Below are 21,707 nucleotides of genomic sequence, written 5' to 3'. Positions count from 1 at the left end.
GATGCGAGATAGATCGATCCTGGTAGTGTTGCACTTTAAATTGGGAAGACGTGGTTGCGTCGGCAGCAGGCCTATCGGATACCGTCAGGGCCTACCAGCACTTGGTTATTGCGGCGGCTGAATATTGCCGCGGTTGTGGTGGCATGCGGAGCCAGACCATCGATACGGGATGGGAGCCGAAGTCGGCATGTGGCTGAGGTGAAAGAATTTAAAACAAAAGACGTGCCATTTGCTGCTTAGGCGCCCCGCCTGCCGGCGGGGCAACCTGGTTCGGCTCACTTCTTCGTCTGCAGCCACAGCTTGACTTGGTGGGTGAAAGCATTTGAGAGGCGTTGCGCCAGGATATCTTCAGGTCCGGCTGCCTCCGCCGCGTTGACGGCCATGGCCACGAATATTCCGAGCCCCTCGCCCCTCATTGCAGGATTTCGGCCGTACACATTCGGGTTTTCGGCAATCAGCTGGCCGGTCTTGGCGTCTTCCAGCCTGACCGTTCCAACGATGTCGCTATTGCTTTCGATGAGGATGCGTCCAGCCTTGGTGCTCAAATTGACGACATGCAAGGTGACGACCAGTCGCCCGCGATTGGGACCGCCCGGGAGGCCAATCAACTCCTTCTCCATCGTGTTCTTTAACGTGCGAACGACGACGGAGAGCTGCGGATCGGGTTTGCCTTCCGTGAAAAGACCCGTCATCTTCACATCAGGTGCCGTCTCCACGCGGATCTCACGGACTGATGTTCTCTGAAGGGCCGCGATCAGCCGGGGATCAGCGGTAACGCACGAGGCAAGCATGGTCACGAAAAGCAAGGCCATTGCGCAGGACGCGCGCCGCATCAACCGCGCTCTGAAGTCGCTCATATCGGATATCAAATGCATGTACATCTCACGCCACCTCAACCGTCTCTCTTGGCCGGCGCCGTCTTCACATCGCCGTCGAGCTTCTTGTAGACGTCACCCAATTGCGACTTGGGCACCGGGCACTTTCGCGAACGGGCGAGGTCGGTCAGCACCTGGTTGCGATTGCGCAACGCGTCGATTTCGACCTTCTCTGGTGATTTGGGATCCATGAAGAATAATGCCGGCCAGAAGAGAAGAACGCCGGTGGCGCCTAGAATGACGTTCTTGCCTTGAGCTTGCGAGCGCTCTTTAACGGTTGCGAGGATCTGACGTTCGTTGGCTGCGAATTCGCGCGAGATCCCGCTGCAATCCATCCCGCTGTCGCCGACGTTAGTCGGTGCGATCGGATGGGCTTCTCGGCCGCCGCAGCTCGAAAGCGCGATGGCACAACAAAGAAGCGCAGCCACAGGAGGCGATGCCGAGGAGGCCGTATTGTTGTCTTTTCGAATGAATAAACCCATGATTTTCCTCTAAATTTTTGTTACCACCGCACAGAGGAGCTGACGAAAAGCAGCCCCCCATCCTTTTTATCGACAGTGCCGGCCAGCACGTCGGAATAGCCGATGTCGAGATTGAGATTGCCGCCCGCAAGCTTGGCACCAACCGTCCAGCCGAGCATGTCGCCACCCTCGATCTGATAGCGCGTCTGAGAAGCGATCCGGCCGTAGTCGAGCCCGACATAGGGACGGAACTCGCCGAACATTTTCGAAAGGGCTGCATTGTCGGCAAAGGGCTGGGTACGCCAGACCAGGTCGTTGCGCATGAAAAAGCCGTTGTTGCCGTAAAGCATGCTCTCGCGCGTGCCGCGCACAGTGGAATAGCTGCCGAGCGAGATCTGTTCGGCTCCAAACAGATTGTCCGGCGAATATTGTCCAGTCAGGATAGAATTGACCTCGAAGTGCTGTTCGCCGAGCTGAAACGGCCGTGTCATCGTGATCGTGCCGTTAAACTTCGAGAACCGCGGATCGGCGTTGCCCGCGCCGGCATCGCCGGGGTCGACGGCGTCGAACAGGTTGAGACCCTGGCCGTAGGAAAGATCGAAGACCCAGAGGCCTCCAAACATGCGCCGCGAGTGCGAGATGCCAAGGTCGCCCACCGTATATTTGCGGCTACCGACCTCGATCTTGCTGCCAAGCAGGAAATTATTGGTTTCCTTGTAGGTCAAACCGCTGTTGACCGTCGTGATTGAATCCTTGTCGCGGAAAATGACGCGGTCGGCACTGACGCCGAGCTGCTTGGAATTGCCCGACGTCTGCAAAGTCCCGAAATTGCCGGGAACCGAGCTGTCATAGCCGTACCAGGCACCGTTTGCCGAGAGCGTCCAGTAGCCATAGGGAACGCTGACATTGCCGGTATAGCTATCGCTCCTGCCCTGACCGTCGTCGTGCCAGGGATAGTTCGGCCCCGTATGCTCGTAGCCGAAGCTCCACTGGTCATTCACGCCGAAGAGATTGTCATAGCCGATCGAGGCCGAGCTCTTGGAATAACCCGTCTGTGCCTGACCGAGATTGCTGTTTCCGACCGAGAGGTGCCAGGGGTGACTGGGCTTGTTCTCGATATTGAGGATCGACGTGCCGCTGGTCTTACCGGGCAGCATTGCCGTCTTGGCATTGTTGGAATTCAGCCGGTTGATCTGGTCGAGGCCCTGCTCAATGTCGCGCAGATTGACGATATGGTCCTTCAGGCCGGGAAAGGCGGTGGCAAGGACGCCGGAGCCCGGGGCCGGCTTGCCGTTGACATAGATGTCGGACAAGGTCCCCTCGACGGCGACCAGACGCAATGTCTTCGTCTTGGCAATATCTTGAGCCGGCACGTAGAGGCGCGAGGTTACGAAGCCCTTGTCGAGATAGAGCTGGGTCAGGTCACGCAACAGCGTGTTGATGTCTCCGGCACCGACACAGCGGTTGCGGTAGGATGCGGTGACCCTGTCGATATCATCGGCTGCTAATCGCTTGCCCCCCTCCACCTCGACATTCGTGATTGGGAAACACGGCCCGCCTTTTTTAGCTCCCGCTTCCTGCCGTTGCTCAGCCGGCGCTTCCGACGGCTTCGGTGTGCTCTGGCGCAGCGCGTCGAGGCGCTGTTGTTCATTCTGCAGCGCGTGCCGGCGCGCAAAATCATCATTTGGCGATTGCTGTGCAGCAGCCATCGCCGCCGGCAATGCCGTCGCGAGCAATACAATGGCGCGCACGATGAAAGAGGACGCCGTGGAGGCAAGGTTGCGTCGGGCAACCTTCGGTCGCCGGGCCGATGTCATGGTCGTTCGCGTTGCGCAGTCAGTTGGAAGCGGGTTTCTGCAGCGCATCCAATGCCGCTGCCAATCCCTTCAACGAGAATTTGATGTTGACCTTTTGGCCATTCATCATCTGCACGTGACCGACGCCATCCGCCGCCTTGGAAAGTGCCGCGACCATCTTTGCATCCAGCTTCTGCTGCGACCAACAACCGGCCTGGTTGCAATTGCGGTAGGCAAGCTGGACAACAGGCTTGTCGCCCGCGTCGATGCTAAGCCCCGCCGGCAGATACATGTTGAGTGGCACAAGCGTTGTCAGCACGAGATCGCTCTGCGCCGCCTTGCTTCCCTTCTGCGGCGAAGCCGGAGTAGACGCCGGCGCTTTGGCGATCGCCAAGGTCAGGATGTTGACGTCCTGCTCACCCTGCTTCACCGTCGCGATCTCAGCCACTTCGCAACTTGTCGTCGCCGAACCATCGGCTGCCTTGCCATCGACGCAGCGATAATACCAGTCATCGAACTTCTGCACGCGGGCTTGCGGCGCCGGCTGTTGTTGATCGGCAGATGTACTAGCAGAATTCTGTTGAGCGCTTGCACTAGTCGGCGCGGCTGCACCTGCCGTCGGCTGCTCCTGAGCCATGCCCGACGACGCACACAGAACAGATGAGATCAGCATTAGAGATGCGAGTTTCTTGACGGAAAACATGTCATTCAAAACGGCAAACGTCATGTAAACTTTCCTAAGGTCAAAACTATCCGATTGAGCAAGACGGCACTTGCTCATCGACAAATCATCGTTTCAGGGGGGAACGGCACCTGGGAGGGGTGCGGCCAATCATCGGCTTGATCTGCTCCATAGCAGACCTCTTCGACACACGGATAGTTAGAATTATCGAAGCGATGATTCGTGCTCGCTTTTGGTGAACCGCGTGTATTTTTTGCAACAGAAGCGCTTGTTGATGACATTGAGCTAGGCGGTAAAGCGTGGCTCATCAAGCTGCCAAACACCCATCAATTGCGCCGCCTGACTTTCGGCAAGACCGCGCAAATATTTGATATTGTAAGATGCTGGGCCGCAATTGCTCAGTACAAGGAGTAGGTATTGAATATTCGTGCATAGGTGGCAGCAGGCGGCCGATCCCAATCCGGCTGGAGCGGCCGAAAAGCGGCCGCGCGCTGAACGAACGATTCTTAACCACGCCGATCCCGGCGAATATCTTTCCGGGAGGTCGCAGTTTAGTCGAACTTGGTGATGTCGGGCTTGTCGCCCAGGAGAAGGTTTAAGGCTTGACGCCGCTTCGTTCATTAGGAACGCGCTCGACGGTTGCCACGCCGGCGCCTGTGGCGGTCGCAATGTCAACGAAGCGGGCTTTTTTCATTCCGTGTCTCCCCTGATCAAAAGTGATCATAATCGAGCTGGAATGTGCAGCCGTATTTCGCGACCGACGAGCTTTGCACCTATGAGAACATTCACCTGGCAGACGGACCTTTCATGGACGTCATCATCGAATGTCGAAAGCACGATAGACGCTTCAGTTACAAACCGGCGCGGCTGGGGGCGCGCCGACTTCATCGATCTGAGAACCTTATCCGGTCAAGCTGGAAAGCGATCGTATCATGATCGGAATCGGAGCGCAGGCGACGACATTGGCGTCATCACCGTCTATGCGGGTGAATGCGGCCCACGCGCCATTCTGGGCCAGCAAGCGAGCGGCTACCCCATCACCTTCGTCGGCGGCGAGATCTGACTTCGCCTTTTCATCCTTTGATGCGATGTCGAGAGCGAGAGCGGTAGCGGCTCGATGAGTGGCATCGCTAACAACGACAAATGCGCCCTCTTCAGCCTTGGGCAGATTGCGTGTCGACTGACAAATTGGGTCCGCAGCGTAGCGACAAAGTTAAGAGAAAGATTATATTGCTGACACACAGCTTTTCTGAATCAATGCAGCGTCAATCGCCGTCTTCCTGATATAGCCGTGTCATTCCCATTGACGGAAACCGCTGAAAAATTTAATATTTTTGATACTGCAGCTGGGAAGAATGGTGGGCGATGAGAGACTCGAACTCCCGACATCCTCGGTGTAAACGAGGCGCTCTACCAACTGAGCTAATCGCCCTTCTCGCGGGCGGAGCGTGATCGCCCCTCGCGTTCGGTGAGTGTCATCTACCTGTGCCATTCTCAAAATACAAGAGCGATTTGCATTTTTTTTGCGACCCTATAGCTCTTGAACGCACCCGAGTTCCGACGCTCGTCGGAAGCGATTTCTTCAAGCGCGCCCCGAAATAGAACTGTTCTGTGCCAGCGACCACAAATGGACGAATCTTGCCAATCAACACTCGTATTCGACCAAGCTTCGAGCGCGCAAAAGGCTAAGGTCGGAGGGATGACAGCCAACGAATTGCGTGTTCGGCAGGTGAAATCATCGCCCCCTTCTCATATCTCGAAGGGCCTGATCTGATCCATTGCCGCCGCCAATCCGGGCAGCATGATATCTGAGCGTCCGTAGAGCTCTCTGCTCGCGCCGACGCTACGTCCGAGGATATAGGCCCGCGCATCCTCGTTCATCAGATCGCGACGGCACAAGTCCTCAAACAGATGCCGCCATCCATGGTTCGGCAGAAGATTCGGGCGGTGCAAATAGGGAATCAGTAATCGAACCCACGAAGCCAGCGAGGGCCGGATCCTATACGCATTGCTGCGTCTCTTGTAGAATAATGGCCCCTTCTTGACCGAGAAAACAAAATCCATAAATCCTTCTGCGGTCAGCGCTGGATGAACGGGTATACGCCGCTCACTGGATGCGGTCTTAAGCGAACGGCCCCTCAGGTTTGAAATCTGCCAATACCATCGATCGAGGTGCTGAAAAAAATCCTCCCTTTCGAGGAAAGCGGCCTCCCCGATCCTCATGCCGGAGTAGGCGCACAAGAACGGTATCCACCGAAAAATGGGTTCGCTTTCAAGGCGCGCCGCACGCAAGATTATCTTCGCCTCGTCAAGTGTGTAGGTTTTGAGATAGGAAGGCTGGCGAATTGACCGCGGGGGCCTGACCCCCGCCAACGGATTGCCGTGCGGGAAAACGACACCGGGCTCATGATAGCGAGCCCAATTAAGTATCGTCTTGATATTCTGGATCTTCTGCTTCACCGTTGAATTGGCTAGCGACTTTGTCGATAATAACTGATGACGCCACAGAATCGCTTCCTTGGCAGTTACGGTGAGGGCATTCTCCGAGTTGCGGAATATTGCGAATTCCTGTGCATGAAAGCGATATTTGTCCACCGTATAGGTAGCCAGGGGACGAGGATCGCGCCCCATGCGGCTATATTTGATTTCGGCGTCTATAATCTGGTCAAAGGTCAAGGTTCTCGTCGGTGCCCTTCCTGTTCTGAGGACCCTGGCAATACCTTTCTTCAAGAGGGGATGATCCGGTTTTCCGTCGAAATTATTCCGATTGCGCTCGTCCTGCCGCGCCATGACCTCATAACTCGAAATACAAAGGCCTCGCGCGAGATTTCGCCATTCGAGCGAACCAAATTCGCAGACATGCCAACCTTGACGCCTGGCAATTTCGATCCGATTGCCAACTAGGCGCTGTAGTACCTCATCGTTTAGATGGCCCACATAGCCGCGCAACCAAAGTTCTTTGTCGAGAGCGGCAGCGCCATCCGACTGCAGGATTGCACCACCCCGCAATTCAAGATCCGCTTTGATCTGCACCAAATAGTCGGCAGCGACGATGGAAGCCAAAGACTTGGGGTGGCGAGCGCCGCCTGGTCCCAACGCCCCGTCTCCACCGTGCCGAACCAGATCAATCTTTCCGCGCAGCTCTTCGAGGACTGATGGCAGAAGCCTAATTGCGCGTTTTCGGTCGCCGCCCAGAGGCAGTCTGAGCTCGCATGCCCCACCAAAATGATCGTCCCGCAAATACAACGGTATCTTGATCCTTGCGTAAAAGCGTCCCTTCTGCTGGAGCAAATTAGGGATCTTTTCAGTGCCGTCGTCAAAAGCCGCATCGTCCCATTCCGACAGTGTATGGGTGCGCGATTCCTCATCCGCCTGGAGATGGGCCAGATAGTCGCGTGCGATAATCTGGGCAATGGGTTTCGGATTGTGAACGCCCGGAGGTGGCGGACATTCGGCGAGGCGCTGCCGCGCCAGTTTGATTTCTATTCGCCATTCATCGAGAACAGCGGGAAGGCGCCTTATCGCCTCGTCCCTGTCCGCACCCAGAGCTCGCCGCAGTTCGGTTGCTCCAGCAAAATGTTGATAGCGCAAAGACTTCGGTATCTTCACCCTTGCAAAGAAGCGCCCCTCTCGATTGAGCAAGTAGGGAACTTTTCCCAGTCCGTCTTCTGTGGCGTCACTCTGCCGCGCCAATCGGATTTTTTCGCGCATTTCGTCGAGAACGGCGGGCAAACGTTTTATCGCCTCATCTCGATCACCGCCCAAAGCCCGCTTCAACTCGGCAGCGCCGGCAAAGTGGCGGTAGCGCAATCGCCTCGGTATCTTCACCCTTGCAAAGAAACGCCCGTTTCGACTGGTCAAATACGGAACTTTTTCCATTTTGCTTTCCAAAGCGGCGATGTTTTCGGTATTGCGAGGTGTTGTACCTAAACAACGGTCCAAGCCCTTCGACCGACATCAGCGTAATCCGACACGTAACCGAGCGGGCGCACGGTGCGGATGAATTCGGAGCCGAATATCTTCGACGCGCAGCGAATATTTGCGGTCTTTCCCTTCGCTGCGGCATCTCATGCAAGAACCTGCACGAGCCCGAGCGTACCATAAGTCCGGCACATCATCAGGCTTAGCGACCCACCCGAAAATGACTCATGATGGATCATCAAACAGCGATTAAAACGCGACAATCGCGAGCGGACAAATCTTCATCCTCAACGCCAGCAAAATGTCGCCGAAGCATCTGCGTTTAGACGAAAATTGATAGTCTTGTTGCGCGGGACTGGCTTTTTGCAACCGTTTCGTGTCTAAACAGGTGCTTCAGAAAGGTTTCAGCTTTCCATGAAATCCAGCCTCGACCATCTGCCGGAACGCAAGCAACGCGAACTGTCGCGTATCGTCGAAATCGTGCATGAGGAGTTCGAGGATGCGCTGAAGGAAGGCACGGCCGACTTCAAGAAGAAGGGGCGCATCCTCAAGATCATCCTGTTCGGCTCCTATGCCCGTGGCGACTGGGTCGAGGACCTGACCGGCAAGGGCTATCGCTCCGATTACGATCTGCTGATCATTGTCAACAATCGCAAGCTTACCGACTTTGCGCTTTACTGGCACAAGGCGGCGACGCGTTTTCCCCATGACCGCACTATCAAGACGCCGGTCAGCCTGATCGTGCATTCGCGCCGCGAGGTCAACACGGCACTGAAGGAGGGCAATTATTTCTTCCGGGACATCCGACGTGATGGCATCGTGCTCTACGAACTCGACGACGAAGAGCTGGTCGAACCCAAACCGCTTTCAGCCATGGATGAATACCGCGTTGCCTACGAACATTTTGAAAGATTTCAGAGAACTCAAAAATTTCTAAAAGGCGCTCAATTTTACACAAAAGAAGGCGATCCGGACGAGGCAGCCTTCTTGCTTCATCAGGCCATTGAGCAAGCCTATTCGACGCTGCTGCTGACCCTGACCAGCTACAGCCCTGCCTCACACAACCTCAATCATCTGAGGACGTTGGCAGAAGGCCGCGACCAGCGGCTCGTGGAAATCTGGCCAAAGGAGCGACAACGGTACATCGCCTGGTTCAACACCATCAACGAAGCCTATGTGAAAGCCCGCTATTCTCCGCATTTCGAGATCAGCGACGAAGCGCTGCTCTGGCTCGGCAAGCGCACCTCCGAGCTGCAGCAACTGGTGAAGACCATTTGCGAAGAATATCTCGATAACCTTCGAAAGAGACTTTAAGCCTTTGGCAAAGCGAGAAGTCTCCGTCCGGCAGACTTCTGAGCAAGGCCAGTACTTCATTCACCGACGGATTGTTGATGAGCATTGAGATACCTATTTCGATGCATAACGAATTCTCCAGATAACCAACCAAGTGACCACCGACAGAACGGTTGATGGCACTCGTCATTGGGAAAGAGCCGACGACTTCCATGCGTCGCTTTATCGTAAGCGGTTACCCTTGATCCATGAGCGGTGGACTTCGGCACCTTTGACGTTGCGCCATAGCTGGCTCGCGCCTTGCGGCATGTCCTGGGCAAAGGCCGTGGCGACGAAGGCGAGGACAACACGCCAACCGGTCCTGCCCGCATGCTCCATCACGTTCCTCACGAAGTGAACAACAGCGGCTTTAAGGCCTTCGCGAGCTTCGCAAATAATGAACTTAATAACTCCAGGGCATCGGCGTGCCCGGCGCAAAAACTCCAACCACATCGGTTCGGCTTCAGTGGCGCCAACCTTGACGCTCGCGCCGACCGTCGGTGTTGATGCGGCTTCGGCCGAGACGATGCCGCCGCCGCAACGATCGATCCAATGCGCTGTGCGTTGAACCCGGGAGAGAATGAGTCTATAGCCACAGGCAATTCAGATCATGATAAGTCCACACGAAAGATAAAATTACAAATGGCCTCATCGAATGCGCAGCGAATAACCGCTTGGAAGGATGTTATCCGATCAGTCATCAACTTCCGATTGGCCGCGCTCCTAGGTTGGCAAGATGTAGCACAACGCTACCGGCGTTCGAATATTGGTGCATTCTGGTTGACCATCAACATGGGCGTTTTGATCGGCGCCCTCGGATTGATCTTCGGAACGATTTTTCGAACTCCCATGTCGGAATTCCTGCCATTTATATGCGTGGGGATTGTAGTGTGGGGATACTATTCTTCGCTTATAAACGAGGGCTGCACCAGTTTTATCTCCAACTCCGAAACAATGCTGCAGCTCCCGCTGCCTTTCTTCACATATATATTACGCACCTGGTGGAGAAATTCTATAATATTATTCCATAATATGGTCATTTTTCCTATCGTGTTACTAACCTTTGGAAAATTTGTTAACTTCGAGGCGCTTCTCGTTATTCCGGCTTTTGTTTTGGTTTCGGTCAATCTGCTGTGGATGATGATCATCCTTTCTGTAATCTGCACGCGATATCGTGATTTGACGCAAATTATTCAAAACATCATGCAAGTAGGACTATATGTAACACCTATAATGTGGCAACCACATCAATTGCCGTCCGATAGGTCGGCTTTGATGCTGGATTTCAATCCGTTCTATCACTTGATAAGTGTGATACGAGAGCCCCTCCTCGGGGGTACCGGAACGCTTCTCAACTGGGGTGTCGTAATAGGCATGGCAATCGTTGGTTGGGCGGCAGCATTGTTGTTTCTCGACCGCTATCGTTCCCGCGTCACCTACTGGCTCTAGTTTCGATTTTTGAATACGTTCTCGAAGGTTAACATGTCGTCACTGATACTCGAAAATGTCACCGTAGATTTCCCGATTTACAATGCGAAAAGTAGATCGCTGAAGAGCCAAGTCATGTCCTTGGCAACTGGCGGGACGATAGGTTCGAACTCTGATGGCGTTGTCGTTATTCGGGGCTTGGATAATATTAACGTCAACCTCAACGAAGGCGAGCGTCTTGGCCTTTTGGGTCATAACGGCTCCGGCAAGACCACGCTTTTAAGAGTTATGAGTGGCGTTTACCATCCCACGGTCGGTCGCATAGCGATTAACGGCAAATGCACGTCGCTAATCAACATTTCGCTTGGAATAGATCCCGAAGCTACTGGGCGAGAAAACATTCGCATTCGCGGAGCACTGTTGGGGTTTTCAGCAAAAGAGATGGCCGCGAAACAAGCCGAGATTGAGGAGTTCTCCGAATTGGGCAATTTCCTAAGCATGCCTGTAAGAACCTATTCTACTGGCATGCAGCTTCGACTAGCGTTTTCTATCTCGACGGTAATTGAACCCGAAATACTGATTATGGATGAATGGTTGGCGGCTGGGGACGAGGGTTTCCAAACTAAGGCAAACGAACGCCTTCATCAACTTGTCAACCAAACCAAGATACTGATTATTGCGAGCCATTCGAAAGAGTTACTGGTTAAGAACTGCTCTCGCATACTCTGGCTTGAACACGGAAAAGTCAAAATGGACGGTGACGCCGAAACTGTCGCCAACGCTTATTTCGGGCATTTATGAATTTCGGAGACGGCTCGGTCAGTCGGTGGTTGAAGTCGTCAAGCATTACCGACAAGCTACTATACAAAGGGTTTCACCGTTCTGCCGCGCCCGCTGGGTCACTGAATGGTGGCAAGGGACGTCGCTCCTCGTGACCGACGTCCCGGCCCCAAATCAGATTATTTCGATCTCTGGGAAGGGGAATATGAACTTGCCGCCGCCTGCTAAGTATTCTCTTTCGCGACGGATAATCCCATCCTTAAAATGCCAGGGGAGTACTAAAAAGTAATCTGGGCGCATTGCTCGGGCTTCGGCCTCCGAAATTATCGGAATATGTGTGCCGGGTGTGAATCGGCCGAATTTGTCCACGTTTACTTCGGCAATCGCAGGTATCTCGGCGGTCGACAGACCACAAAATTGAAGGAGAACATTTCCTTTGGTTGAGGCGCCATATCCTAGCACTTTTTTGCCGTCGGCGACGAGGCGCTGAAGCAGATTTGACAAATCTGTTTTGTGTCTGAATACACGCTCTTCGAAATCTCGAAACGGCTTAGGCGTTCCAAGCCCCATAGAATCTTCCTGAGCTAAAAGCCAATCGATAACAGGCGAATTGATGTTCAGACTATTGTTGCTCTTGTGAGTCGCAGTAACCGCAAAACTTCCGCCGTTAATATTATTCATGATGACGTCTACTAGCTTGAGACCGGCAGCATCGAGGATTTTCTTCATTACCCCAAGGGAATAATATTCGATGTGCTCATGACATATTGTGTCGTAGGAATTTGTCCGAAGCATTGATGGCATGTAGCTCTGCTCAAAATGCCAAATACCTTCGGGCGCGAGAACCTCTGCAACTTGACGCGCAAATTCAATCGGATCTTCTAGATCGTAGAACATGGCAATCGAAGTTACTATTTTAGCAGACTTACGACTTACCGACCTAAATGCATCAGCAGAGAAAAAGTCGGGAACAAGCTTAATGTCCGCAGGGTAGTAGCTAGAGAATTTCGTTCCCGTGGGATCGATGCCGATTCTAGCCAATCCCGGCGTGCCATAGGCTTTCAATGTTGTGCAATCGTTGCTACCGATATCGAGAACAACATCTCCACTCTTGGGTGCGACCATTCTTTCAAGATAACGAACCTTGTTTGTTAAGTGATCGACCATTGATTGGTTGAGGCCCGACCTATATCCATAGTTATCTCCGTACATTTCTGTCGGATCATAAGAATGCTTCAGCTGCAACAAACCACTCGAAGGTGACCAAACGAGCTCTAAAGGCCCCATCGTCACTTCTTCGTCCGGAGATCCTGGAAATACACCTGTTAGTGCTTGGACGCCCAGATTCAGAACTGAAACGAGATCCTCTTTGCCGCCAACTCTGCATTTACTAATCGCGTTGTAACGTGCCTGGACCAAAATTGGCTTCCTTTCTTGACAGTGTAGAGATGTGCGTTGTCAGCCTAACCAGCTTTTCAAAGCCATCCAACTACGCTTGGTTATTTGATTCGACGATATCCGATCGCACATAAATCTCGTTTGGCTCTATTGTCTTCCATAAGACGTAGCCACGTGATGCGATATTTGTTTGGTAGCGATCTTCGCCAAACAGATTTTCGATGATCAATATCCGCGGTCCGATCTTCTGATCACTCAATCCAGAAAGGACTTCGAGTTCCCATCCTTCCACATCGATGCAAAGGATATCAACCGCGCTTTGATCGATGCCGCGTTCTGCAAAGATCGTGTCTAGGCGACGCACTTGCACTTTAATTTCAGTCGTTGTTGCAGATACGGTACCCATAAGATCTGCAAAACGCCCTCTGATACCTAGCGAGGAGAAACTTTCATTGGTCACGTTCTCGCCAAGATAGGTGCTAGAGGACTCGACTACAAAAAACGGAACGTCATCTTGGTCCGTTTCCCCACAAGCAAGCTCAAGGACCTCTGAGCCCTGTTGTCGATGGAGTTCACAGAATTTTGGATTTGGTTCAATCGCCAAGCTTTGCCAGCCTGCGCGCCGAAAGCTTGCGCTTATCGAGAGATAATCTGGCTTTGCGCCTCCAACCTCGACCACAATCCCTCGATAGTCGGGATCAGCGAAAAAACTATCGCGGACGACTAAATCGACGTCACCCTCAACCGGTAAGCGAACGCTCGGTGCGTTATGCTCTGAGACGTCACTCAATCGCTTCCCGAAGAACCGCTTGTATACTCTTCGCAACATAGTGCCGCCTCCCATGATAGGACCAAGTAGACCTACTGATATTTGGACCGCCACCAGCGTAAAGGCGCGGTGACCTTCCAGGAGTTGCTGTCGAGTATCGCTGCCAACCGCTGCTCCGCGACCATGGCCCGAGCTCCTTCGGCGAGCATTTCTGCTCTTAGGCTCTCGCACGTCTGAGAGACATGCTCAAGTTGGGCTTCTGCGGCGAGCATTTCCGCTCTCAGCTTTTCGTGTAATTGTTCAGAGTCGTATAGCCGCCTTTGAGCGGCCTCCCACATCTGAGACACACGCCCAAGCTGCGCCTCCGCTGCATCGGCTCTGCCCGCTTGCGCCAAATAGTTAGACATCACAAAATTATCGAAGAAGTTTGGTGGCAGGAGAAATGAGTCTTTCAGAGCTTGATCATGTTCTACGGCGATGTACCACTCATTTAGCCCGTCAAACCAGCGAAGCTTGTAACCGCTGTCTATCACCAATTTCTGAAAGTGGCTGGAGTTTCGTTCTCCAGAGAAGGGAAGCGTTGCCTCTACGATAACTATCCACGGGCGGTGCACCTTTAGATTAGCTCCCAAAACCACTTCTCGTTCGGCGCCCTCAACATCAATTTTCAAAAAGTGAACGGTATCTAAGTCGTGCTGGCGCCATATGGCGTCGATTGTCGTGACATCTATCTCTACTGCCTCCGACTTCGGATAGCCGGCTCCCTGATGTTTTGACGCTGTTTCTTCATAGAAAGTGGATAGGCCTGTACCAGCAATTCGGTGAAAGATTGCTTTCCCTTCGCGCTCTCCAACCGCTACTTCCAGATTGATGTCCCGCGGGCGACTTGCTCTTAGCGAACTTGCGTAATCTGGTTCAGGTTCAATATTTATGCCGTGCCAACCGCGATCATAAAAGGCCTTGGTCACAGAACCTTCGTCGGGATCGGCCGCGCCAACATCGATATAAAAACCAGTATCTACGTGCTTTAAAGCGCGCCAAAGCATAATGTCTTCAAAGTTCTGCGCAAATGAGATAAACGTCATGAAGTACCACCTGAGCGGTATTTGTCACCCGAAACCAGACCTCTAATCGCTCTGTAACCCCTTAAACCCAATCGGGCTGTTGCCACGACGATCGGGACGCGACGGGCAATTGTGGTCGCGTATCTTAGCGGTTTCGTAAAGCGGAAAGAGCGAGAGCCGCGAATAGCAGCCAATTCAATCTCGTATCGGTTCGCCTGCGCGGCCAATTCAATCTTGTATCGGTTCGCATGTTCGGCCAAGGCGGCATGTGCGCTATGCTCGTTGATAGCCAGGCTGCTACTACTGCTATCTCGTTTCGAGTAGGCTTGCGTCCACTCGGAGATTTGCCTCGTCAAAATGGCACCGGCTCGCGCTGCTTCTTCGTTCACTAGGTTCTCGAACACTACTGAGCGTGTGTTCTGGCGCGAGACTGCACTGATGGGCTTCCTAAGTGCCAGATGAACCGAGCAAAAAAGATAGCCGTCGTGATAAAGCACCAGATTCGGATATGCATTTTTTTTGTCTGACAGTGACGTCATCGATTTGGCTTTTTGAAGAAATTCAATAAGAACAACGCGACTGTCATACGTGTCTTGAGAAGTCGTGTATACGGGGGTGCCGATCACCTCCAAGCCGGACGATTCAATGATGTGCTCTTGGAGGAGGGCGGGAGTAAACAAGATACAGTCATCGCTAAACCATTGTTTGTCAACGGGACCGTCCAGTCTAAACTCCGTGCTTAGAACCGCGATGCCTCCAGGCTTTAGTATTCTACCTATTTCTTCCGCCGCGGCAGCCACCGCTTCAATCGAGCCGAAATGTTCAATCGAACCGGCTGAATAAACTCCATCGAAAAAATTCGACGGAAGAGACAGCACTCGCGCGTCGGAATGCACTGGGATAATAGAACCGCGCGGACAATCAAATTGCGAAAACTGATTGGGCCTGACCATCATGCCAGCGGGCGCCACATCCGACCAAGGTGTAGTTTCAAGATAGCGGTCAGTTGGGAAGACCACACAACCTTTCGCGGCAATAGCAAAGGTCGTTTCTTCTGTTCCTGCACCGACTCCAGCAAGCACCGCGCCTGGCCGTAGCACACCATGATCACTCAGTGTGCGCAGCATCATGGCGCATTCCCACTGCTTTGAGTCGGGAACAATCTCGGGCTTGTCCAGCCCAAAACGAAGCATTTCCCCTCGCGCAATATCCTCCAAATGCGGCAACAGAAGTGGATTGCTAAAATCCGCGATGTCTATGATTTTCGTGTACGGTAAGTGGACCATTTTTAACTTTCGCGAAGGATTTTCTTTAGACTTGCGTCACCGCGATGATGTGATTCATAGTGCTGTCTGGCGGACTTACGCATGTCGGCCAATTGCCCTGGATCGGCTAGGCGATCCAATGCAGCAAAAATACCATTTGTAACATCATCTTCTCGAATGGTGGTGCGTGGATCATAACCGTAACCGCTGCGTTCGTTAACAAGTACGGGGGTGCCCAACGATAACGCTCGCACAAACACATGCGAAAGCTGACCACGGGTCTGCGTTCTAAAACATGCAACGGCGTCACACGCGGCGATCTCGGCGTCGAAGTCGTCTTCATACGCGGGATTGCTATGAATTAGCCTACCTCCGAGGCCTACGCCTGCAAATGCTAGTTGAATCCGTTCAAACAGTTCTGTGTCGATGACCTTCCCGACAAGGAAGAAGAAAATTCGTCGGTTGTCCGCGGCCAACTTTTCTCGTTGTGATGCAGCCGCGACTATCGCGCTTGCCACATCCCAGAGCCGCTTAAGGTCATTCAATATTAGGCCGTGGTGGCCAACGACGATATCGTCCATCTGCACACCGCGTTGCACACGCAGTAGCCGAGATGCCCTGTCAACTGCCGGATTTCGACGATCATCAATTCCGAGCGGGACAAACTCAAACGTTTCTTCGATTGCTTGCAAGTCGTTGATGACTGACCCTGGCATGACAGTTTCTTGCAAACGCATTTGTTCTACTACAGCAGGGGAAAGGTGTGAAACCGCCCGGATAGGCAGTTCGCTCAGCCAACCAGAAGATATTGGGGCCCCCAGCTTTGCAATTTGATTTCGGCTATTGAACTCTGGGCGGAAAACGCAATCGATCGCCAGTTTTGTGCGATTCTCATCGGGCTCGTTGCCGGTGATATCTAGAAGCAAGCTCTCTACTTGGCCCGTTGCAAGCTGCATCGCGCGCAACCCATCAAAATAACGGCGCTCGTGAATTAGCAAAACATCCCCAGATTGTGAAGAGGTTCGCATTAATTCAATGCCAGGATTTAGCGCGGATGAAAATGCGAAGTTGAATAAACCTTTTAGCTTTGCGTGTTTTGATCGAGTGAAACGCTTGAAATCGAGGTAAGTAAAAACGCGAACATTCCTAAGGTGCGAGATATTCTGTTGCTGACCTTCAGAATAGAAAAACGCTATGTTTCCGGTGGCACTTCTAGTGTACGCGACGGAGTAGTCTGCAACGCCGCACGACGAGCCGGGAATAGAAGAAAATATCTTGGCTTGGGCTTTTTCCCACCAGGTTTTAAAGGCTACTGCAGCCTTGCCTAATGCATCTGCCGCTATGTCCGATGATGCAGCCCAGTGAGTAATGAATGCATTTCGTATTGATTCATGAAATTGCGGATCGACTGGCATCTCCAGGAACTGCAAGAAAGCCTGTATATTCAGCACTTGATTGCGAGGAGGGAGCCAGAATACAGCGCTGTCTCGTCCCTCAGTACCCGCTTTCAGCAACTCCCGATTAATAGGCGTGTCTAAAGCGAGAATCTTTTTTCCAAGGAATGCAGCCTCCAATAGGGGAATTCCGAAACCTTCCTCCAGTGACAAATGCCCGATTACTTTGGCCCCAGATTGCTGCTCAAATTTCTCTTCGTCGGTCACGGAGACGGTAAACTGTGCGCCGGCGGGAACTTTTTGATTTTGGAACAGTGCGTCAAATTGATCCTGCTTTGGCGCATTCAATCGAACGTCGATAACGCGAGAACGCAAAAGCTGCCCATATATTTCCACGGAACCTTTGGGGTTTTTGGATTTGTGCGACCCAAGAATTGCGAAGAGATACCCTTGGCCAACGGATGGAGCGTATGCGGCGATCGGCGAAAAGTAACGCTCTTCTAACGAGGGACACACAACGCTGATGCTTTCGCTGTGGATCCCAAGATAGCGAATCGCTTCGTCGCGAACCGTTTCAGAGATGCAAACTATATGGTCAGCTTTCGATAATCGAGCCAAGCCATTGTAGTACTCAGTTTTCACTAACTCATGGTTCAAATAAGAGTCAGGATACCTCAATGGAATAAAATCATAGCAAACTGCTGTGACAGGGCATGAGAAAATATCGAGTCGAGCCGGTCCGAGAAACGGAGTTGCATCTACGTAAGAGTCGAACCCCTCTGCCTCAAGAAGCGCCGACAGATACGCGGTAAACTCATGCATTCGCTTGGACCGGTTTGCCAAGTCCTGGTTTGAATCTTCTGGCGAGTAATTGGCAAAGCGAACGCCGTAGCGCGAAAAAAGTGGGGAGTCAGGCGTTAGATAACAATCTCGGTAGAGAAGAATAGTGACCTGGTAGCCTGCTTTCTCAATTTGCTCAATGAGGTGAGTGACATACCGTCCCATTCCACGGTCGAAGGCACCTGATGAATAAACTCGACCGTCGACAAGAACGCGTTTGGATGCAGACTGATTGGGACTAGATGCCATGGATACCATGAACTCGACTTTTCAGAGGATCAATCGGACCTAACAGAGACCTTCTCGGCGTAAAACTCGCAATTGCATAGACAACGCGCCGACAGAAGTCCAGAGTTAGGGCCCGTTAATTTCAGCCAGAAAATGACGAAGGTTGCGATGCAGATTGGCGAGAAGAAGGTGTGGGAGCATCCCATCTGACGAGCTTATCCGCAACCTACCCTTCCCCTTTGATGCAAGGTGCTTGGATGCCCATCACGTTGTTGGCACTGCAGGAGATGAGTAGCTCGAAGTAATATCGTTTACCGGCCTCGATGACGTCCCGCGAGGTGGTGTAGCAGGATAGCGGTGGTCATCGGCTTTTTCCGGTAGGGTTGGGTTGTTCAAGCACAACCTGATGGAAAGACCACCGATGACCAATGACATGATGGACCTCCGCTCGCTTGTTGAGAAGAGCGCTGATGCGGATTTGCTGCGCGAGATGATTGGCTTTGCCGCCGAGAAGTTGATGGAGTTGGAGGTTGGCGCGAAGACCGGTGCGGCCTACGGCGAGAAGAATGACTTTCGACTTGCTCAGCGTAACGGCTATCGCGATCGTGACTGGGAGACCCGAGCTGGCACCGTCGAACTGCGGATTCCAAAGCTTCGCACCGGCAGTTACTTTCCGAGCTTTCTGGAGCCGCGCCGCATGGCCGAGAAGGCTCTGACCGCCGTGATCCAGGAGGCTTACATCCAGGGCGTCTCGACCCGCTCGGTGGACGATCTGGTCAAGGCGATGGGCATGAGTGGCATCTCCAAGAGCCAGGTCTCGCGGCTTTGTGAGGAGATCGATGATAAGGTCAAAGCCTTCCTTGAGCGTCCGATTGAAGGCGACTGGCCCTATCTTTGGATCGATGCGACCTACCTCAAAGTCCGACGTGGCGGACGCATCGTCTCGGTCGCTGTCATCATCGCCGTCGGTGTCAACACCGATGGTCGTCGCGAGGTACTTGGTATGGAAATCGGCACCTCTGAGGCCGAGCCAATCTGGACGGAGTTCCTGCGCAAGCTCACTCGGCGCGGTCTGCGCGGCGTCAAGCTCGCCGTCTCCGATGCGCATGAAGGCATCAAGGCGGCCGTCTCCAAAGTCCTTTCCGCCACCTGGCAAAGATGTCGAGTTCACTTCATGCGCAATGCCCTGGCTCATGCCGGCAAGAGTGGCCGACGCGTGGTCTCAGCCTTCATTGCGACGGCCTTTGCCCAAGACACCCCGGAAGCGGCCAGCCAACAGTGGCGCAACGTCGCCGACCAGATCAGGCCGAAAGTGCCGAAACTTGCTGGTCTCATGGACAGTACCGAGGAAGATGTCCTCGCCTACATGACCTTTCCCAAGCAGCACTGGACCAAGCTTCACAGCACGAACCCGATTGAGCGATTGAATGGAGAAATCAAGCGAAGGACCGAGGTCGTCGGCATCTTTCCAAACGACGATGCCATCGTCAAGCTCGTGGGCGCTTTGCTTCTGGAGCAGAACGACGAGTGGGCTGTGCAGCGTTCGCGCTACGTGACACTTGAGACCATCGCGACAATGAGCGATGATCCGCTCATCAACTTGCCTGCTGCGGCAAGCTGACCCGTTCCCGGCCCTGTCCGGAAGGCACGGCGATCGCCCGAGCTACACCACTCCCTGGGACATCATCCCGGCCTCTCGCAGGACAATACGTGAACCTCTCGATTCACACCGCTCGGAGTCTATGAAACCGAGGTCTATTGGCCGTCAAAATTCAATGGCGAGATCCCGAAACTATTCGCGACCTCGGTCTCGCCGTTGTAGTAAATGCGAGCAACGCTGAAACCGCCACTTCGAACTCATAGGTTGCCCGAAGAATTGTTCGCGCCCTTTGCTGCCAACGCCGGTTTGGAATCCTGTAAACGTCAATGTCCTGCATGGATCGGATGCGAAGCAACGCCAGGTCCGAAACGATCTTCTTCCATCGCGTGCACGTCCCGCTGCTTCAGGTTCTCTGGCGCGGGCATGCCAACGTACTTTTTCTTCCAATTAAAGTATCCCAATACACCGCCCGGCTGATCCCTACCTTCTGGCAGCTACAAGATTGCAGCAAACATTCGCAAATGGCTCGACGACAATTGGCTGGGATCTTGGCGGCGTAAAAATGCAGTGAAGCCTGGTCGTCATCAACGACAACCAAAGGTCGACCACCGACGCGAGCCGACGTAGTGTCAGTTACCGGGTTTGCGGCTTGCGACCTGCCAAAACTTCTCGTGATGCCTAGGCACCTCTTCTCAATTGCACACTTCTCCACCTCGGAGGATGCCTGATCTTGAAGAAATTACTGCTAGTCGTTGTCATCAGAATTCAAACGGGCTAAATGGCGCTTGAAAATTGGCAGCCGACCGCAGCGACGCCGGGCAGCATTGTGCTTGTTTGACTCAATGCAGGTTGTAGCCGTGGCAACAACGGAGACAGTAAAGTGGCGAAGAGAGCGTTGATAACGGGTGTAACAGGTCAAGATGGCGCCTACCTCGCGGAGTTGTTGTTGAAAAATGGCTACGAGGTTCACGGCCTCGCTCGCCGGTCCAGCACTTCCGACGTCAATCTTAGCCGCCTGCAATGGCTGGGTATCGAACGTGACGTTCAAATTGTCGACGGAGATCTCCAGGATCTTTCCGGCCTCATTCGAACCATGCGGGACGTCAAGCCGGACGAGGTCTACAACCTTGCTGCCCAGTCATTTGTGAGATCCTCCTGGCAGCAGCCTTTTTTGACGGGACAAGTTACTGGTCTCGGTGTGACGAATGTCCTTGAAGCCGTTCGTTTGGAAAGCCCCAGCGCCCGTTTCTATCAGGCGTCTTCTTCCGAAATGTATGGTCTTATTCAGGAGCCAATGCAATCGGAGACGACTCCTTTCTACCCGCGCTCGCCCTATGCAGTTGCGAAACTCTATGGCCATTGGCTAACGGTCAACTATCGTGAAAGTTTTGGCCTGCATGCCTCGAGCGGTATTTTGTTCAATCACGAATCTCCATTGCGTGGCATTGAGTTCGTGACCAGAAAGGTCACCGACGGCGTCGCTCGGATCAAGCTCGGCCTCGCGACGGAACTGCGCCTCGGAAATATCGATGCGAAGCGGGATTGGGGCCATTCCAAGGATTATGTCCGCGCCATGTGGCTGATGCTGCAGCAGGATGTCGCCGACGATTACGTCATTGCGACGGGACGGACAACGACAGTACGCGATATGTGTGCGATTGCCTTCAAACATGCTGGCCTCGATATGGATAAGCATCTCATCATCGACCCCACGCTCTTCCGCCCCGCGGAAGTAGACATCCTCCTCGGCGACTCAACCAAGGCTCGGCAGAAATTTGGCTGGGAGGCCAAGATCCCGCTCGAAGAGATGATTGTCGAGATGGTTGAAGCCGATCTGAAGCGGCTCAAGAAATAGTACTTAGTTCCAGCTCTTA

The 21,707-nt window shown here is 53.3% G+C and carries 18 protein-coding genes and 1 tRNA gene; 7 read left to right on the top strand and 12 right to left on the bottom strand.

What is annotated here, in order from left to right; translation table 11 throughout:
- Positions 1–275: 275 nt before the first annotated feature.
- Genes CCGE525_RS27035 through CCGE525_RS27020 form a run of 4 tightly spaced genes read right to left on the bottom strand, consistent with a single transcriptional unit; the run spans position 276 to position 3,859 of the window.
- Positions 276–833 (bottom strand): hypothetical protein, encoded by a 558-nt coding sequence (locus CCGE525_RS27035; RefSeq protein WP_120708648.1) that lies wholly within the window; start codon positions 831–833, stop codon positions 276–278.
- Positions 834–892: 59 nt separating this feature from the next.
- Positions 893–1,357, bottom strand: a complete 465-nt coding sequence (locus CCGE525_RS27030; protein WP_120707352.1) for a hypothetical protein — start codon at positions 1,355–1,357, stop codon at positions 893–895.
- Between the two features lie 20 nt (positions 1,358–1,377).
- On the bottom strand, positions 1,378–3,153 hold the full coding sequence (locus CCGE525_RS27025) for a ShlB/FhaC/HecB family hemolysin secretion/activation protein (protein WP_120707351.1): 1,776 nt from the start codon (positions 3,151–3,153) through the stop codon (positions 1,378–1,380).
- 19 nt (positions 3,154–3,172) lie between these two features.
- Positions 3,173–3,859 carry an invasion associated locus B family protein gene (locus CCGE525_RS27020; RefSeq protein WP_120707350.1) on the bottom strand — a complete coding sequence of 229 codons (687 nt, stop codon included), beginning with the start codon at positions 3,857–3,859 and terminating at the stop codon, positions 3,173–3,175.
- A gap of 177 nt (positions 3,860–4,036) precedes the next feature.
- On the opposite strand from CCGE525_RS27020, the gene CCGE525_RS27015 reads away from it, so the two are divergent.
- A complete protein-coding gene (locus CCGE525_RS27015; RefSeq protein ID WP_120707349.1) occupies positions 4,037–4,228 on the top strand; it encodes a hypothetical protein in 192 nt (63 codons plus the stop codon).
- 361 nt (positions 4,229–4,589) lie between these two features.
- Positions 4,590–4,877 carry a hypothetical protein gene (locus CCGE525_RS27010; protein WP_120707348.1) on the top strand — a complete coding sequence of 96 codons (288 nt, stop codon included), beginning with the start codon at positions 4,590–4,592 and terminating at the stop codon, positions 4,875–4,877.
- Positions 4,878–5,170: 293 nt separating this feature from the next.
- Here CCGE525_RS27010 and CCGE525_RS27005 read toward each other — a convergent pair.
- Positions 5,171–5,246: transfer RNA gene (locus CCGE525_RS27005), tRNA-Val, on the bottom strand.
- 317 nt (positions 5,247–5,563) lie between these two features.
- Positions 5,564–7,693, bottom strand: coding sequence for a site-specific integrase (locus tag CCGE525_RS27000; protein ID WP_120707347.1), 2,130 nt, complete (start codon positions 7,691–7,693; stop codon positions 5,564–5,566).
- Positions 7,694–8,149: 456 nt separating this feature from the next.
- Here CCGE525_RS27000 and CCGE525_RS26995 point away from each other — a divergent pair, with 456 nt between their 5' ends.
- Positions 8,150–9,049, top strand: a complete 900-nt coding sequence (locus tag CCGE525_RS26995) for a nucleotidyltransferase and HEPN domain-containing protein (protein ID WP_120707346.1) — start codon at positions 8,150–8,152, stop codon at positions 9,047–9,049.
- A 201-nt stretch (positions 9,050–9,250) separates the two neighbouring features.
- Here the strand turns inward: CCGE525_RS26995 and CCGE525_RS38505 are convergent, their stop codons facing one another.
- Positions 9,251–9,406: a hypothetical protein gene (locus tag CCGE525_RS38505; protein WP_162950321.1), complete on the bottom strand. Its 156-nt coding sequence runs from the start codon at positions 9,404–9,406 to the stop codon at positions 9,251–9,253.
- 303 nt (positions 9,407–9,709) lie between these two features.
- Here CCGE525_RS38505 and CCGE525_RS26985 point away from each other — a divergent pair, with 303 nt between their 5' ends.
- Positions 9,710–10,516: an ABC transporter permease gene (locus tag CCGE525_RS26985; protein WP_120707344.1), complete on the top strand. Its 807-nt coding sequence runs from the start codon at positions 9,710–9,712 to the stop codon at positions 10,514–10,516.
- A gap of 33 nt (positions 10,517–10,549) precedes the next feature.
- The gene (locus tag CCGE525_RS26980) at positions 10,550–11,296 is read left to right on the top strand and encodes an ABC transporter ATP-binding protein (protein WP_120707343.1); all 747 of its coding nucleotides are present in this window, start codon (positions 10,550–10,552) and stop codon (positions 11,294–11,296) included.
- A gap of 153 nt (positions 11,297–11,449) precedes the next feature.
- Here CCGE525_RS26980 and CCGE525_RS26975 read toward each other — a convergent pair whose 3' ends face one another.
- From CCGE525_RS26975 to CCGE525_RS26955, 5 genes are all read right to left on the bottom strand, one after another.
- Entirely contained in the window at positions 11,450–12,694 is a 1,245-nt protein-coding gene (locus CCGE525_RS26975) for a class I SAM-dependent methyltransferase (RefSeq protein WP_120707342.1), read from the bottom strand.
- Positions 12,695–12,764: 70 nt separating this feature from the next.
- The gene (locus CCGE525_RS26970) at positions 12,765–13,463 is read right to left on the bottom strand and encodes an FkbM family methyltransferase (RefSeq protein WP_245472313.1); all 699 of its coding nucleotides are present in this window, start codon (positions 13,461–13,463) and stop codon (positions 12,765–12,767) included.
- A gap of 71 nt (positions 13,464–13,534) precedes the next feature.
- Positions 13,535–14,527 carry an FkbM family methyltransferase gene (locus CCGE525_RS26965; RefSeq protein WP_120707340.1) on the bottom strand — a complete coding sequence of 331 codons (993 nt, stop codon included), beginning with the start codon at positions 14,525–14,527 and terminating at the stop codon, positions 13,535–13,537.
- A complete protein-coding gene (locus tag CCGE525_RS26960) occupies positions 14,524–15,792 on the bottom strand; it encodes a class I SAM-dependent methyltransferase (RefSeq protein ID WP_120707339.1) in 1,269 nt (422 codons plus the stop codon). Before CCGE525_RS26960 ends, CCGE525_RS26965 begins: the two co-directional genes overlap by 4 nt.
- A 2-nt stretch (positions 15,793–15,794) precedes the next feature.
- On the bottom strand, positions 15,795–18,263 hold the full coding sequence (locus CCGE525_RS26955) for a glycosyltransferase (protein WP_120707338.1): 2,469 nt from the start codon (positions 18,261–18,263) through the stop codon (positions 15,795–15,797).
- Positions 18,264–18,654: 391 nt separating this feature from the next.
- Here CCGE525_RS26955 and CCGE525_RS26950 point away from each other — a divergent pair, with 391 nt between their 5' ends.
- Positions 18,655–19,854: an IS256 family transposase gene (locus CCGE525_RS26950; protein WP_120707337.1), complete on the top strand. Its 1,200-nt coding sequence runs from the start codon at positions 18,655–18,657 to the stop codon at positions 19,852–19,854.
- An 859-nt stretch (positions 19,855–20,713) separates the two neighbouring features.
- The gene (gene gmd, locus CCGE525_RS26945) at positions 20,714–21,688 is read left to right on the top strand and encodes a GDP-mannose 4,6-dehydratase (protein WP_120707336.1); all 975 of its coding nucleotides are present in this window, start codon (positions 20,714–20,716) and stop codon (positions 21,686–21,688) included.
- The last annotated feature ends 19 nt before the right edge of the window (positions 21,689–21,707 follow it).

This window comes from Rhizobium jaguaris (genome assembly GCF_003627755.1).
Taxonomy (GTDB): domain Bacteria; phylum Pseudomonadota; class Alphaproteobacteria; order Rhizobiales; family Rhizobiaceae; genus Rhizobium; species Rhizobium jaguaris.
Note: the sequence above shows the minus strand (reverse complement) of the source record. Positions and strands in the feature narration are given on the sequence as shown.

Bases quoted from the DNA above. Each gene is read 5' to 3' on its own strand.
- CCGE525_RS26960 (WP_120707339.1), bottom strand. From the start codon at position 15,792: ATGGTCCACTTACCGTACACGAAAATCATAGACATCGCGGATTTTAGC.
- CCGE525_RS27020 (WP_120707350.1), bottom strand. From the start codon at position 3,859: ATGACGTTTGCCGTTTTGAATGACATGTTTTCCGTCAAGAAACTCGCA.
- CCGE525_RS27010 (WP_120707348.1), top strand. From the start codon at position 4,590: ATGAGAACATTCACCTGGCAGACGGACCTTTCATGGACGTCATCATCG.
- CCGE525_RS26950 (WP_120707337.1), top strand. From the start codon at position 18,655: ATGACCAATGACATGATGGACCTCCGCTCGCTTGTTGAGAAGAGCGCT.
- CCGE525_RS26955 (WP_120707338.1), bottom strand. From the start codon at position 18,263: ATGGTATCCATGGCATCTAGTCCCAATCAGTCTGCATCCAAACGCGTT.
- CCGE525_RS27030 (WP_120707352.1), bottom strand. From the start codon at position 1,357: ATGGGTTTATTCATTCGAAAAGACAACAATACGGCCTCCTCGGCATCG.
- CCGE525_RS26965 (WP_120707340.1), bottom strand. From the start codon at position 14,527: ATGACGTTTATCTCATTTGCGCAGAACTTTGAAGACATTATGCTTTGG.
- CCGE525_RS27025 (WP_120707351.1), bottom strand. From the start codon at position 3,153: ATGACATCGGCCCGGCGACCGAAGGTTGCCCGACGCAACCTTGCCTCC.
- CCGE525_RS26980 (WP_120707343.1), top strand. From the start codon at position 10,550: ATGTCGTCACTGATACTCGAAAATGTCACCGTAGATTTCCCGATTTAC.
- CCGE525_RS26985 (WP_120707344.1), top strand. From the start codon at position 9,710: ATGGCCTCATCGAATGCGCAGCGAATAACCGCTTGGAAGGATGTTATC.
- CCGE525_RS26995 (WP_120707346.1), top strand. From the start codon at position 8,150: ATGAAATCCAGCCTCGACCATCTGCCGGAACGCAAGCAACGCGAACTG.
- CCGE525_RS38505 (WP_162950321.1), bottom strand. From the start codon at position 9,406: ATGGAGCATGCGGGCAGGACCGGTTGGCGTGTTGTCCTCGCCTTCGTC.
- CCGE525_RS27000 (WP_120707347.1), bottom strand. From the start codon at position 7,693: ATGGAAAAAGTTCCGTATTTGACCAGTCGAAACGGGCGTTTCTTTGCA.
- CCGE525_RS27035 (WP_120708648.1), bottom strand. From the start codon at position 833: ATGCGGCGCGCGTCCTGCGCAATGGCCTTGCTTTTCGTGACCATGCTT.